Annotated in this window: 12 protein-coding genes; all 12 read left to right on the top strand. The window is 39.9% G+C overall.

The genetic code is table 11. The features are described 5' to 3' along the window. Window positions 1-125: 125 nt before the first annotated feature. The 12 genes from AC27E9_RS04310 to nuoK all read left to right on the top strand — a co-directional run bounded on the left by AC27E9_RS04310 (window position 126) and on the right by nuoK (window position 14,074). A complete protein-coding gene (locus tag AC27E9_RS04310) occupies window positions 126-611 on the top strand; it encodes a zinc ribbon-containing protein (protein ID WP_487127592.1) in 486 nt (161 codons plus the stop codon). 120 nt (window positions 612-731) lie between these two features. Continuing rightward, entirely contained in the window at window positions 732-3,122 is a 2,391-nt protein-coding gene (locus AC27E9_RS04315; RefSeq protein ID WP_487127594.1) for an AAA family ATPase, read from the top strand. Between the two features lie 607 nt (window positions 3,123-3,729). Then, a complete protein-coding gene (gene ndhC / locus AC27E9_RS04320) occupies window positions 3,730-4,212 on the top strand; it encodes an NADH-quinone oxidoreductase subunit A (protein ID WP_487127596.1) in 483 nt (160 codons plus the stop codon). A gap of 38 nt (window positions 4,213-4,250) precedes the next feature. Then, a complete protein-coding gene (locus AC27E9_RS04325; protein WP_487128284.1) occupies window positions 4,251-4,850 on the top strand; it encodes a NuoB/complex I 20 kDa subunit family protein in 600 nt (199 codons plus the stop codon). Window positions 4,851-4,958: 108 nt separating this feature from the next. Further along, window positions 4,959-6,716 carry an NADH-quinone oxidoreductase subunit C/D gene (gene nuoC, locus AC27E9_RS04330; RefSeq protein ID WP_487128286.1) on the top strand — a complete coding sequence of 586 codons (1,758 nt, stop codon included), beginning with the start codon at window positions 4,959-4,961 and terminating at the stop codon, window positions 6,714-6,716. Between the two features lie 76 nt (window positions 6,717-6,792). Continuing rightward, a complete protein-coding gene (gene nuoE / locus AC27E9_RS04335; RefSeq protein WP_487127598.1) occupies window positions 6,793-7,314 on the top strand; it encodes an NADH-quinone oxidoreductase subunit NuoE in 522 nt (173 codons plus the stop codon). Further along, window positions 7,311-8,696: an NADH-quinone oxidoreductase subunit NuoF gene (nuoF, locus tag AC27E9_RS04340; RefSeq protein ID WP_487127600.1), complete on the top strand. Its 1,386-nt coding sequence runs from the start codon at window positions 7,311-7,313 to the stop codon at window positions 8,694-8,696. Before nuoE ends, nuoF begins: the two co-directional genes overlap by 4 nt. A gap of 1 nt (window position 8,697) precedes the next feature. Then, complete coding sequence (gene nuoG, locus AC27E9_RS04345) at window positions 8,698-11,736, top strand: NADH-quinone oxidoreductase subunit NuoG (protein WP_487127602.1); 3,039 nt, start codon at window positions 8,698-8,700, stop codon at window positions 11,734-11,736. Beyond that, window positions 11,729-12,700, top strand: a complete 972-nt coding sequence (gene nuoH, locus AC27E9_RS04350; RefSeq protein WP_487127604.1) for an NADH-quinone oxidoreductase subunit NuoH — start codon at window positions 11,729-11,731, stop codon at window positions 12,698-12,700. Before nuoG ends, nuoH begins: the two co-directional genes overlap by 8 nt. A gap of 50 nt (window positions 12,701-12,750) precedes the next feature. Next, window positions 12,751-13,245 (top strand): NADH-quinone oxidoreductase subunit NuoI, encoded by a 495-nt coding sequence (gene nuoI / locus AC27E9_RS04355; RefSeq protein ID WP_487128288.1) that lies wholly within the window; start codon window positions 12,751-12,753, stop codon window positions 13,243-13,245. Next, window positions 13,242-13,769 (top strand): NADH-quinone oxidoreductase subunit J, encoded by a 528-nt coding sequence (nuoJ, locus tag AC27E9_RS04360; RefSeq protein WP_487127606.1) that lies wholly within the window; start codon window positions 13,242-13,244, stop codon window positions 13,767-13,769. Before nuoI ends, nuoJ begins: the two co-directional genes overlap by 4 nt. Then, window positions 13,766-14,074 carry an NADH-quinone oxidoreductase subunit NuoK gene (gene nuoK, locus AC27E9_RS04365; protein WP_487127607.1) on the top strand — a complete coding sequence of 103 codons (309 nt, stop codon included), beginning with the start codon at window positions 13,766-13,768 and terminating at the stop codon, window positions 14,072-14,074. The genes nuoJ and nuoK overlap by 4 nt, the downstream gene beginning before the upstream one ends. Window position 14,075: the final 1 nt, after the last annotated feature.

Raw genomic sequence — 14,075 nt, forward strand, 5'->3', positions numbered from 1 at the left:
GTCAGTTTTTTATTAAATTACTAATAAATTCAGAAGAACGCTGAAAAGCACCGCTATGGTTAGCAAGTTACACTATAATTAACAGGTATATTATTAGCTATACTCGCATTAGTAAGGACGGTGATATGAAACAGCAACAATCTCGCTTTCAAGATGTTTATCGAAAATTACAAGTTTGGCTAGACGATACCAATCAACATGAAGTGCGCTCTATTGTTGACTTCATTACAAAGGCGAAAAGCATTTTAATTGCTGCCGAGCAAATTCCTGAGCAACAAGTGAAGCAGTTTATTGATAATTTAAGTTATGATTTGAATGAATTTTATCAGCAGTCTCAGTCTGACATTAAACATTCATTATATTTAGAGCTACTAAACGAAAGTCTTTGGTCAACTTTATCTAATATTACTGATAGATCACAGGTAGAGTGGAGTGAGCTAGTTGATGATTTTCAGCATCAAGGGCTATATCACTCGGGTGATTATGTTGGTTTTGGTCAGTTAGTTTGTCAGCAATGTCAACACAACATAACCTATAGTCATGCCAGTACAATTGTTGATTGTATAGAATGTGGTGGTAATAGTTTTCAACGTGTTAGCCTAACTCCGTAATTACTCAGCTTTTTTTGATATTGTTTTGCTCCAAGGGTTGAACTCACGGTACACTATATTCAATTATTCGGTATCAAAGCATCAGCTTGGTATTAACATCGCATTCCAAAGAGATCTTCTATGACGAAATTGTCGACAAATGTAAGCTTAACCCCACGCCAATTAACAGCAGAGTTAACGGTAGAACAGTTTGCAAGTGAGACGTCCTCCTCAGAAATAGAACAAGTATTTATTGGTCATGAACGTGCTAAAGAAGCACTGAATTTTGGCTTGTCAATGGATGCTCCCGGTTTTAATGTTTACGCTATGGGCGAGCATGGTACCGGCCGACAAACGCTGATCAAGCAAATGTTAGCTGCAACAGCTAGCCAAGAACCAACACCGCAAGAGTGGTGCTATATTAATAATTTTGACGACCCTAATACTCCTCATAAACTATACGTTAGTCCGGGCGATGGTAAGCAATTACTTACTCGCATGAACACTTTTATTGACGAGTTAATGGACTTATTTCCTGAAATATTTGATAACCCAGGTTATCAGCGACAAAAAGCCGCAATTGATCGAGAGTTTAACCAAACTTATGACGAAGCAATTGCTGATGTTGAGGAAACGGCATTAAAAAATGATGTTGTCTTATATGAAGATAATGGTGAAATTGGCTTTTCACCGTTAGTTGATGGTAAGCCGCTTAATGACAAAGAATTTGCTAATTTAAATGAACCTAAACGGGCTGAATTTTATATTTTATTAGCAAAATTAGAAGACGTATTGTCAGAGAAGTTAATTGAGTTGCCACAGTGGAAGCGAAAATCATCAGATAAATTGCGTAAGCTTAAGCACGAAACGGCGGAAAATAGTATTCGTCCGTTTTTAAAGGAACTTGAACATGAGTTTGCCAGTAATATTGGTGTCTTAAAGTACCTTTCAAAAGTTAAATCGCATGTGGTTGATGCGGTATTAGAAGTGTTAGTTGATGAAAGCAATGACGCTAATAATGATAAAGATAAGCGAAAGCTAATGGTTGAGCGTTTCTTGCCTAACTTATTAGTACCACGTAAAGCCGATGAAGGTGCACCGGTTATTTATGAACAAAACCCAACCTTTCAAAACTTATTTGGCCATGTTGATTTTGCCAGTTTTCAAGGCAGTAGCTATACCAGTTATCGTTTGATTCAAGCGGGGGCTTTACACAAAGCTAACGGTGGTTATTTATTACTAGAAGCCGATAAATTACTAACCCAACCTTTAGTGTGGGCACGCTTAAAGTTAGCGTTAAAATCTCAGAAAATTACTATTGAAAATCCGTATTCAGAATATAGCCAACCAGGTGCGTTTAGCTTGCAGCCAGAAAAAATACCACTAAAAGTAAAAGTGATTTTATTGGGCGATCCTGAAATTTATTATACTTTACAAGATTATGATCAGGAATTTACCGAGCTTTTTCGGGTGCTTGCTGACTTTGACCGTCATTTAGATAAAAGCCAAACCAACCTTAACGATTATGCCAACTTAATTCGTCAACGTGCCTACCGCAATGATTATCCAGAAGTAACCGATGAAGCTGTGTTAGAGCTGGTTAAATACGCGTTAAGACGTGCGGAACATCAACATAAAATTTCCGCTAATATAGTTCAGGTAAATGACTTATTGGATGAAGCGTATTACCTTTGGAAATTATCCGATAGCAGTAATGGTTTATGTGGTAAACATGTTGCCATGGCATTAGCGGCTAAGCAGCGACGCACGGGGCGCATGAGTGAGGCTTGGTTAGAAGAAATTAAAGAGCGACAACTGCTTATTGATACTGAAGGTGAAAAGGTCGGCAATATTAATGGCCTAACCGTGCTTGAAATAGGCGACAGTGTTTTTGGTACGCCAGCGAGAATAACGGCAACAGTCTATGCTGGTAGCCAAGGGGTTACCGATATTGAACGCGAGGTCGACTTAGGGAAATCTATCCATTCAAAAGGGGTTTTGATTTTAACAGGGTATTTAGGTCATAAATACGGGCAAAACTTTCCTGTAACTATTTCTGCCAATATTGCTATCGAGCAGTCTTATGGTCATATTGATGGGGACAGTGCATCAATGGCTGAGCTTTGTGCATTAATATCTGCCATTGCTAATTTACCTATTAATCAAGGTATTGCGATTACAGGTTCAATGAACCAACACGGTGAGGTGCAATCTATTGGCGGCGTTAACGAAAAAATAGAAGGCTTTTATCGTTTATGTAAAGACAAAGGCTTAACAGGCAAGCAAGGGGTTATCATCCCTAAAACTAATATGATTAACTTGATGTTAGCGCCTGACGTTATTGAAGCAGTAGAAAATAACATGTTTGCTATTTATGCCGTTGAAAATATTGACCAAGCAATTGAAGTCTTAATGGCGCAGCCTGCAGGAGAAATAAGCCGAACAGGACGTTACCCTCGAAAGTCTATTCATGGCTTAGTGTTAGATAAACTTTCTGCTTTTTCTGATTTGCTTAATGGTGCGGAAGAGTAGGGTTACATTATCTTTGTATAAAATATCTAATCATTAATAAATAAACACGGCAAGCGCCGTGTTTATTGCTTTCTTGTCCAGTAAAATTTAATTATTGTTAATGATCGCTTAAAAAATAAGCATTATTTAAATTCTTTTCTATACTCAAAATATCAGCAATATTTATCATCAAAACATTTTTGCAATACGTATTCGCAAAGGTTGTTGACAGTAGTATTGCTTTTATATCAGGTAAATTCATTTTTATGTGAGATATGAAAATAAAAATGAATACCTAATTATAGGTGCTATCTCAGTAAGGTTAATGAAGAGAGAAAGTTGGCGAAAGCGACATAACAATAATAAGTAAATGCAGTGAGCTGATATTACGCTAAGTAATGGTTGGCTCCCTATAAGGTAAGGTATTTAGCCTACCTAACATATATTTTACACTGTACTTCCCATGTACTTTTATTGCTATGTAGTGAGTAACTTCAGTAACCCTAAACATTTAGTACGCCATTAAATAACCCTCTTGCTAGTGGCTATGCCTGAGCTGGATGGTTTTAATATTCGATAAGTTCGCGGTCTGTCGGTTTGTAGTTATTTAACTATAAGTGGGGGCGTTGTGGAAACATCAGAGCAAATAGCGCAAGTTTGGCCAATAGCGGCATACTTTCTTATTTTGGCAGGTATGCTTATTGTAATGATGCTGTTGTCGTACTTTCTTGGTCCAAAAAGTAAACAACGCGCAAAAAATACGCCGTACGAGTCGGGTATTATTTCCGTTTCGAATAACAAAACTCGCTTTACCAATCACTTTTTTTTATACGCTATTTTCTTTGTCATTTTCGATTTAGAGACCATTTACCTATTTGCTTGGGTTATTGCTTTTGATGACGTTGGTTGGGCGGGGTTTATCGAGGCAAGTATATTTATTGTCATCTTATTGGCGGCGCTAATTTATTTAATACGTATTGGCGCCTTGGAGTTAAAAAAGCATCACCAGCCATTTCGTCAACGACAACTACAAAGACAACAATCAGAACACCTATCTGATCAGCAAGCACTTGGTGCTGATTTACTCGAACAAGATAAAGGACGTGTGTAATGGAGTGGTCACTTACTAAAGCCAAGCTTGATGATGCAATGAGCCAAGTAAAAGGTGTTTCTGAAGAAGAACTTAAACGCAATATCTTTATGGCTAAGCTTGATGACATGGTGAATTGGGGTCGTAAAAATTCAATTTGGCCGTTTAACTTTGGCTTAAGTTGTTGCTACGTAGAAATGGCGACCAGTTTCACTTCACGACATGATATTGCGCGTTTTGGTGCCGAAGTTATTCGTGCTACGCCAAGACAAGCAGACCTTATGGTGATTTCTGGTACATGCTTTCGAAAAATGGCACCGGTGATCCAGCACTTATATGAGCAGTTACTTGAACCACGTTGGATTATTTCTATGGGATCTTGTGCTAATTCTGGCGGTATGTATGACATTTACAGTGTTGTACAAGGGGTTGATAAATTCATTCCTGTTGATGTTTATGTGCCCGGTTGCCCACCTCGTCCTGAGGCTTTGTTGGAAGCTCTTTTATTATTACAAACTAATATTGAACATCAACCTAGACCCTTAAGTTGGGTTGTTGGCGAACAAAATACTAGCCAAATAGCCAAGCCGTCATTGCGAGATATAAAGCATGAAGAGCGTATTCAAGTACAAAATTTAGATTCCCCTGATCAGGTTTAAAGCATGTGCTTGTTAAACCGCTAAGTGGAAAAAAACTAAGCCAAATTTGTTGTGATTAAGGATGTGGAAGTGACAAAAGTCGATATTAAGGCGAGTAGAAATTGGCAAATGATTCAAGCAGTACCTTTGCATGATGAAATAATTGCTATCGCCCCTGAGCTTGATTTACAAGCTGTTACTGCTGCTGAAAATATTGTTGATGACATCCCATCATTTTGGCTCGAAAAAAAACAACTACTTAAACTAATGCAGCTATTAAGACATCAATTAGATAAGCCATTTGATATGTGTTTTGATATTACGGCAATTGATGAAACTGAAAAGCAACATAAAGCCAAACTCGCCCGTGCGATAACGATTAGTTATCACTTAAGATCATATCAGCGTAACCAAGATATACGTATTAAAGTTGCACTGAATGTAGGTGATACAACAATAGATAGTGTTTGTCACCTCTGGCCAAATGCCAATTGGTATGAGCGCGAAGTATGGGATATGTTTGGTGTTGTTTTTGATAGCCACCCGTATTTAACCCGTATTTTAATGCCTCATACTTGGCAGGGGCATCCGTTACTGAAAACACATCCTGCTCGTGCCACAGAAATGGATCCCTTCACCTTACCGCCTTACCAGCAATATATTGAACAAGCTGCACTGCAATTTGACCCTGAAGCTTGGGGCATGAAACGTCAAAGTAAGAATAGCGACTTTATGTTCTTAAATTTAGGACCTAACCATCCTAGTGTACATGGGGCATTTCGAATTGTTTTACAAATGGAAGGTGAGGAAATAGTCGATTGCGTCCCGGATATTGGTTACCACCATAGGGGGGCTGAGAAAATGGGGGAGCGACAGTCTTGGCATAGTTATATTCCATATACCGACCGTATTGACTATCTTGGTGGCGTAATGAATAACTTTCCTTACGTGATGGCAGTTGAAAAGCTTGCTGGCATTAACGTGCCAGATCGCGCAAAAGTAATTCGCATTATGACTGCTGAAATGTTTCGAATTCTCAGTCATTTATTATTTTATGGCACGTTTGCGCAAGATATAGGTGCTCTGTCGCCAATATTTTATATGTTTATCGACCGAGAAAAGCTGTTTGGCATTATTGAAGCATTCACTGGCGCTCGTATGCATCCAAGCTGGTTTCGCATTGGCGGGGTTGCACAAGACTTGCCCAAAGGCTGGGATACCCTAGTACGAGACTATGTTAACTACCTTCCTAAACGTCTAGATGAATACGAAAAAATGGTAATGCAAAACGCTATTTTAAAACAACGTACTGTTGGTATTGGCGCATATTCTAGTCAAGAAGCAATTGATTGGGGCATTACGGGCCCAGGCTTACGGGCTACTGGTTATGCTTGGGACCTGCGTAAACAACGGCCATATAGTGGATATGACCAGTTTGATTTTGATGTACCACTAGGTCACAACGGTGACTGCTATGACCGATGTCGTGTCCGTGTAGAGGAAATGCGACAAAGTATTCGTATTATCGAGCAATGTTTAAACAACATGCCAGAAGGGCCTTATAAAGCTGAACATCCTCAAACAACACCGCCAGTGAAAGATCGCACTATGCGTGACATAGATACCTTAATACCACATTTTCTGAATGTTTCTTGGGGTCCTGTTATCCCTGCTGGCGAAGTATCGATGAGTGTTGAAGCCACGAAGGGCATTATGGCATATCACTTGATCAGTGACGGTAGCACTATGAGTTATCGCACCCGAATTCGAACCCCAAGTTTCGCTCATTTACAAATGTTGCCTTTGATCAGCAAAGGGCAAATGGTGGCGGATCTTATCGCGACCTTAGGTAGCGTTGACTATGTCATGGCAGATGTTGACCGATAAATGTTGTTGGCGCTAATACTAAATAGGGTAAGAGTTTTAAATATGATGATTTTTATAAGTTATTAAAGAGAAGGTTATGGAAACAATCGACACCATCACTATTGATTATCAACACTATTTAACTGCCAGTGAAATTGCAGCGATAGAGCATGAAGCAAGCATTATGGAAACACGCGAAGCGGCAGGGATTGAAGCGTTGAAGGTTGTGCAAAATCATCGTGGCTGGGTAAGTGATGACAGTTTGTACGCTATTAGTGATTTATTGGCGATGCCTGTTGCACAACTAGAAGGTGTCGCCACATTTTATAACTTAATTTATCGACAGGCTGTTGGCGAGCATGTCATTCATCTTTGCGACAGTATTGCCTGCCACCTTACGGATATGAATGGTGTATTAGAGGCAATTAAGCAGCATTTACAAATTGATTATGGCCAAACCACCCAAGATGGCAAATTCACTTTACTTTCAAATGCCTGTTTAGGTGGCTGTGATAAAGCCCCCGTAATGATGATAGGAAGTATGCATTACGAACAATTGACCCCAGATCGAGCTGTTGAAATATTACAGCAACTTGCTAATCAGGAGCTACCATCATGAATGATGCTTTTGTCTCAAGTAGTATCTGCCCGTTAACTCAATGGGCAGACGTTCGTCAGCCCCTAGATTTTGACGGTTACTGCCAACATGGCGGTTATCAAGGTGCCAAAAGTGCTTTGTTAGAACATAGCCCTAATGACGTTTTAGAGTTAGTGAAAAATTCAGGCTTAAAAGGGCGGGGTGGCGCTGGTTTTCCTACTGGTATGAAATGGAGTTTTGTACCTATGTTTGACGCCAATGATGGCAATGCACCTGAAAACAAATATTTGGTTGCTAATGCCGATGAAATGGAACCAGGTACTTTCAAAGACCGATTATTGCTTGAAGGTATTCCACATCAGTTGGTTGAAGCTATGATTATTGCCGCATTTACCATTGGAGCGAATAAAGCATATATATTTCTTCGTGGCGAATACCATTTAGCAGCAAAGCGACTGCAACAAGCAATTAACGAAGCATACCAGCACAATTGGTTAGGAGATAAAATTCAGGGCAGTACATTTTCATTAGAATTATATGTCCATTCTAGTGCTGGCCGTTATATTTGCGGGGAAGAAACAGCGTTAATTAACGCGCTTGAAGGTAAGCGCGCCAACCCTAGAGCTAAACCGCCATTTCCGCAAGTTGCAGGCCTTTTTGGCAAACCGACCATAGTCAACAATGTCGAAACACTAAGTAATTTGCCTCATATTTTAAAAAATGGTGTTGATTGGTTTCAGGCTATTGCGCCAGAAAGTGATGCCGGTAGTAAAATTTATGGCGCATGTGGGCGAGTAAAAATTCCGGGTTTGTGGGAACTGCCAATGGGGGCGACATTACGTGAGGTTTTGTTCGATCACGCAGGTGGTATGCAAGATGGATTAACATTTCGTGGCTTATTGCCCGGCGGTGCCTCAACAGATTTTCTAGTGGCAGAGCACTTAGATACACCTATGGATTATGACTCGATAGCGAAGGTCGGTAGTCGATTAGGTACCGGGGGGTTAATTGTACTTGATAATAAAAACTGTCCAGTTGCTATGGTGCTTAATTTAATGCGTTTCTTTGCACAAGAGTCGTGTGGTTGGTGTACCCCTTGTCGAGATGGTACGCCGTGGGCTGTTGAAATACTAACTCGAATAGAAAATGGTCATGGAAAAGTTGAAGATTTAGATTCACTTAACAAACTGTGTGACTTTATGTGGATAGGAAAAACTCACTGTGCTTTAGCGCCAGGTGCCGTTGAGCCATTGCGAAGCGCGCTGAAATATTTTCATGATGATTTTCTAGAGCATATTGAACATGGTTGTTGTCATTATAATCCTACATCGGTGGCCAAGCGTACTCATGTCGCTACTGCTGCTTTAAAGAGCCAAAGCCGAGCAATGCAAGGAGGGCAATAATATGACTGAAAATACTGTTACTATTTTTATTGATGATGAGCCCTATCAGGTCAGTAATACCGATAATTTGTTAGCGGGTGTACTATCACAAAAATTGAACCTACCTTACTTTTGTTGGCATCCATCCATGGGCTCTGTGGGCGCTTGCCGTCAATGTGCCGTTACTCAATTTCAGGATGAAAATGATCAACGTGGGCGATTGGTGATGGCGTGTACTACACCCGTGACTGACGGGATGCGGATCAGTATTAAAAATGAAGATGCCAGTGAGTTTCGTGAACAAATTATTTCGGCAATGATGACAAATCACCCTCATGATTGTCCTGTTTGTGCCGAAGGTGGTGAATGTCACTTACAAGATATGACAGTAATGACGGGCCATAGCGCTAGAGAATATCAAGGGACAAAACGCACTTTCAGTAATCAATATTTAGGTGAACTGGTTGGTCATGAAATGAATCGATGTATAACCTGCTACCGTTGTACACGTTTCTATAATGATTACGCAGGCGGTAAAGATTTCGGTGTTTATGGCTCTAAAAATCAAGTGTATTTTGGTCGGCAAACTGACGGAGCCTTAGAAAGTGAATTCAGTGGTAATTTAGTAGAAGTTTGTCCTACAGGGGTTTTTACCAACAAAGTTTTTTCTGCACACTATACCCGTAAATGGGACTTACAATCCGCACCGTCGATATGTAGCCACTGTTCGGTGGGGTGTAATTTGAGCATTGGTGAACGTTACGGCTCAGTGCGACGGGTGATGAACCGATACAACAGTGAAATTAACGGTTATTTCCTTTGTGATCGTGGTCGTTTTGGCATTGGCTATGTGAATAGCGAACAACGTATAAAGCAAGTGAAGGGGATCGAGCAGCAATCGCCATTACAGCTTTCAGCGCTTGATGTTAGTAAAGCTTTTTCGCATTTCCGTAAGAAAAACTTTCTTGGTATAGGCTCTGCAAGAGCGTCATTGGAAAGTAATTTTTATTTAAAAAATATTGTTGGCAAAGAAAACTTTTCAGCGGGCTATCATAATGACGAAATGCAAGTTGCTGTGCAACACTCCAAGATTCTAAAGCATTGTAAGCCAGAAAATCTAGCTGATATTGAAACCAGTGACTTAGTTTTTATTGTTGGTGAAGATATTACACAAACCGCGCCACGCATGGCGTTATCGGTAAGGCAAGCTTTACGTAATGTGGCAATTAATAAAGCATCTGCAATGGGGATTCCATCTTGGCAAGATAGTGCAGTACGAACTATTGGCGGTACGAAACTTTCGCCGCTGTTTTCGCTACATAGCACCAGCACGAAATTAGATGACGTTGCTGAACAGGCATTACTTTCACCGGTAGCGCGTATTTCACTATGTGTTCAGTCTTTAACGAATCTTTTAACATCACTAAAAAATAGCCAGCTAAGTCATATCGAGGTAGAGCAAAAGCTTGCTGAGTATTGCCAACACCAAAACCACCAACGGCAGTTAAATACTGCAGAGCAAAATTTTGTAGCTTCTCTTTATCAAGGGATATGCAGAGCAAAGAAAACTACAATTATTACCGGTACTAGTTTAGTTAATGCTGAACTTCTGGCTGACTTAGCAGAGCTATTGCAATGCTTACAAGAGCGCAATGATATTAATACAGCTAACTTAATTGTAGTGCCAGCCAATTGTAATAGTGTTGGCGTTTTGTCTTTGCTGGATAAGCATTCGTTATCGGTTGAGCAAATGCTGGATAAATTGCCAGAAAAAAACAATCAACAACAGAATGTTTATCAAGGTGTAATTATTTTAGAGCAAGAGCTTGCACGCTGTTCTTACAATCAAATACAGCAATTAAGAGCAAGTGCAAAAACACTTATTGTGCTTGACCATACTAAGCAGCGGTTATCCGAAATTGCCGATATTGTATTACCAAGCACGCCGGTAAGTGAAGGTGATGGTCATTACATAAATTACCAAGGCCGTTTCCAAAAATTTCATCAAGTTCATCCGCCCGTTCTACCTGTACAAGAAAGTTGGCGTTGGCTTGATATGGTCGCTGATACATTAGGTATAAAGGTAGATAGTGAAGTTGCTGATAACGTTGATTTATCAACACCTACAAATCTAAACAAGCAAATAAAACATGTTAATAAGCAAGAGACTTGTCAGTCTTTAACGCAATTACATCATTTCTTTGCTGATAACTATGCGCTTTGGCCTCAGTTGATTGCAGCTAAAGCACAGCAAGAATCTAAGCCTGTTGCAAGAATGAGCCATAGAGCAAGTGGCAGAACCTCACAAATGGCGAACATTACGGTTCACGAAGCTAAAACCACGCAGAAATTTGATGATAGTTTTAGTTTTTCTATGGAAGGTGCCTCTATTAAGCAAACTTCAGACATGCCATTTACATGGGCGCCAGGCTGGAATTCAAATCAGTCAATAGGGCGATATCAGGAGCATATTAATGGCCCGTTGCAGCAACAACAAAAAGCGAGTTTTATAACATTTTCAACAAGCTTAGCAGAAAACGAAAACTGGCAAGAATCAAAAGATATCGCAGTTAACTCCAGTGCAAAACAAAATGAAAACTGTTTGAGTTATGTGCAACAAAAAAATATTTACTTAAGTGAGCAACAAGCGGCAATGACTCCTGAATTTCAGTTATTGAAACAAAGCAATTGTGTTTTTATCAATGCCAATACCGCATTAAAAGCCGGAGTAAAGAATCAGCAGTGGTGCAAGTTAGTATTTTCAGCAACAGGTGAAAATATGCAGTTGGTGAGCCAAAGTGTTATTAGCCAAATATCGATATTACCAAATTTGCCTGAAACTCTTGCTTTTGGAAATTTTAGTTTGTGTCAGTCGTTGAGCCAAGAAATTGAAATGAAAATTACTTTAGCGAATGATCAAGAAGTTACAGATTATTTAAGCTCATATAATGATGATATTTTAACCGCAAAAGCTAGCAAAGAGTCACTGTTAACAAGGCTAAAAGAAAACGATCAAACAATCCCGATTCGTTTAGTTTCAGGAGGGTTAACTGATGCCTGAAATGCTATGGAAGTTGCTTGAAATTACCATCATTATCGCGTTGTTAATTCCTATGGCAGCTATGCTGGTTTGGGTTGAGAGACGTTTGATTGGTATCTGGCAAGACCGTCATGGCCCGAATCGAGTTGGCCCTTTTGGTGTTTTGCAATCATTTGCTGATCTACTGAAAATTCTCGGCAAAGAAGACTGGGTACCGCCTTTTAGTGACCGACTTGTTTTTACTTTAGCTCCAATAATCGGCGCAATTTGCGTCTTAATGAGTTTTGCTGTCGTACCATTTTCTCCTGATATTGGTGTTTCAAATTTAAATATTGGTTTGTTATTTTTCCTAGCTATGGCATCGCTCGCGGTTTATAGCGTGGTACTGGCTGGCTGGGCATCAAATTCAAAATATGCATTGTTAGGTGGCATGCGAGCAGCAGCGCAAACAGTAAGTTATGAAGTTTTTATGGGTTTGTCGGTAATGGGGGTGGTACTACTTACCGGTACCTTTAATTTACGTGAAATCGTTTTAGCTCAAACAGATGGTTGGTTAATTCAATCCCAATTTGTTGGTTTTTTTATTTTTCTTATTGCCGGTATTGCTGAAAGTCATCGCTTACCTTTTGACTTACCTGAGGCTGAAACTGAACTTACTGCTGGCTTTCATACCGAATACTCCGGTTTAAAGTTTGCGTTATTTTTTCTCGGTGAATACTTAGGCGTAACGTTAATTTCAGCTATGTCAGTAGTGCTATTTTTTGGTGGTTGGTTAATGCCTGAGCCACTGGCGTCGTGGTTACCGCCGCTCCTTTGGTTTGTTATTAAAATAATGTGCTTTGTGATGTTTTTTATTTTGTTAAGAACATCATTACCAAGACCGAGATTTGACCAATTATTGAAGTTTGGCTGGATGGTTATGTTACCGCTTGCCTTATTAAATTTATTAGTAACTGCCTTGCTACGACTAACGGGAGTACTGTAATGAACAAAAATAGTTTTAAAAACTCGTTACTCATTAGTCAATTAAGAACCATGTGGTTAGTGATAAAACATACCTTCACAAAAGCAGATACAGTGCAATACCCTGAACAAAAGCCGTATTTAGCTCCTCGTTATCGTGGCCGAATAGTGCTAACCCGAGATCCTAGTGGTGAAGAGCGTTGTGTTGCTTGTAATTTGTGTGCGGTTGCTTGTCCTGTTGATTGTATTGCTCTCCAGCAAGTGGTTGATGATGATGGCAGAAAACGCGCAGACTTTTTCCGCATTAACTTTTCTCGCTGTATTTTATGTGGTTTTTGTGAAGAAGCCTGTCCTACATATGCTATTCAACTGACTCCTGATGTAGAGCTCGCTGAGTATGATCGGCAAAACCTTGTTTATGAGAAAGAGCATCTGCTGATTAATGGTCCAGGAAAATATCCCGATTATAGTTTTTATCAGCAATCAGGTATTGCCATTGCAGGTAAAGGTAAAGGTGAGGCTGAGCAAGAAAGGCCACCAATAGATGTGAAGGGGTTAATGCCATGAGTTATTTTGCATCCATTGAAAGCTTGTTTTACTTGGCGGCTACTGTTGCCGTTGTGGCGAGTTTAAAAGTGGTGACAGGTAATAATACAGTTCATGCATTGTTGTATTTAGTCGTATCTTTATTGGCCGTGGCCGTGTGTTTTTACTTAATGGGGGCGCCATTTGCCGCTGGTTTAGAAGTCATTGTTTATGCTGGTGCGATATTGGTGTTGTTTGTTTTTGCAGTATTAATGTTTGGTTTAGGGAAAGATGAAACGCAACATGCTCCGCAAAATCGTGGCGTTGCGAATATGTTTGGTGCCATGTTTCTCGCCTTTGCATTATTGATTGAGTTGGTAGTAATTATCAATAACGCCCAAATACAGCAATCCTTACAAGTTAAAGTTATTAGCTCTAAATCTGTCGGTATTATGCTATATGGCCCTTACTTGTTAGCCGTAGAAATTGCTTCATTTCTGCTCTTGGCGGGGTTGTTGGCGGGCTATCATTATGCGAAACCAGAAAGCCAAGGGAGCCAAAGATGACAGCTATCCCTTTGTTTCATGTACTCGTGCTATCGAGTTTATTATTTACTATTGGCTTTATCGGTGTTGTGGCTAGAAAAAACACTTTATTTATATTGATGAGCTTAGAAGTGATGTTGAATGCTGTTGGTGTCGCTTTCATTGGTGCCGGTAGTGCCTGGCAACAGGCTGATGGACAAGTGATGTTTATTCTTATTTTAACGCTTGCCGCTGCAGAGGTTGCGGTCGGTCTGGCATTATTAATTCGTATGCAAAAGAAATATCGTTCGTTAGATATTGATTTGCTCAATAAGATGAAGGGGTGAG

The organism is Colwellia meonggei (genome assembly GCF_057537295.1).

What these genes read in the sequence shown, in the direction of transcription:
- AC27E9_RS04310 (WP_487127592.1), top strand. Translation starts at nt 126, where the DNA reads ATGAAACAGCAACAATCTCGCTTTCAAGATGTTTATCGAAAATTACAA.
- AC27E9_RS04315 (WP_487127594.1), top strand. Translation starts at nt 732, where the DNA reads ATGACGAAATTGTCGACAAATGTAAGCTTAACCCCACGCCAATTAACA.
- AC27E9_RS04325 (WP_487128284.1), top strand. Translation starts at nt 4,251, where the DNA reads ATGAGCCAAGTAAAAGGTGTTTCTGAAGAAGAACTTAAACGCAATATC.
- nuoC (WP_487128286.1), top strand. Translation starts at nt 4,959, where the DNA reads ATGATTCAAGCAGTACCTTTGCATGATGAAATAATTGCTATCGCCCCT.
- nuoE (WP_487127598.1), top strand. Translation starts at nt 6,793, where the DNA reads ATGGAAACAATCGACACCATCACTATTGATTATCAACACTATTTAACT.
- nuoF (WP_487127600.1), top strand. Translation starts at nt 7,311, where the DNA reads ATGAATGATGCTTTTGTCTCAAGTAGTATCTGCCCGTTAACTCAATGG.
- nuoG (WP_487127602.1), top strand. Translation starts at nt 8,698, where the DNA reads ATGACTGAAAATACTGTTACTATTTTTATTGATGATGAGCCCTATCAG.
- nuoH (WP_487127604.1), top strand. Translation starts at nt 11,729, where the DNA reads ATGCCTGAAATGCTATGGAAGTTGCTTGAAATTACCATCATTATCGCG.
- nuoI (WP_487128288.1), top strand. Translation starts at nt 12,751, where the DNA reads ATGTGGTTAGTGATAAAACATACCTTCACAAAAGCAGATACAGTGCAA.
- nuoJ (WP_487127606.1), top strand. Translation starts at nt 13,242, where the DNA reads ATGAGTTATTTTGCATCCATTGAAAGCTTGTTTTACTTGGCGGCTACT.
- nuoK (WP_487127607.1), top strand. Translation starts at nt 13,766, where the DNA reads ATGACAGCTATCCCTTTGTTTCATGTACTCGTGCTATCGAGTTTATTA.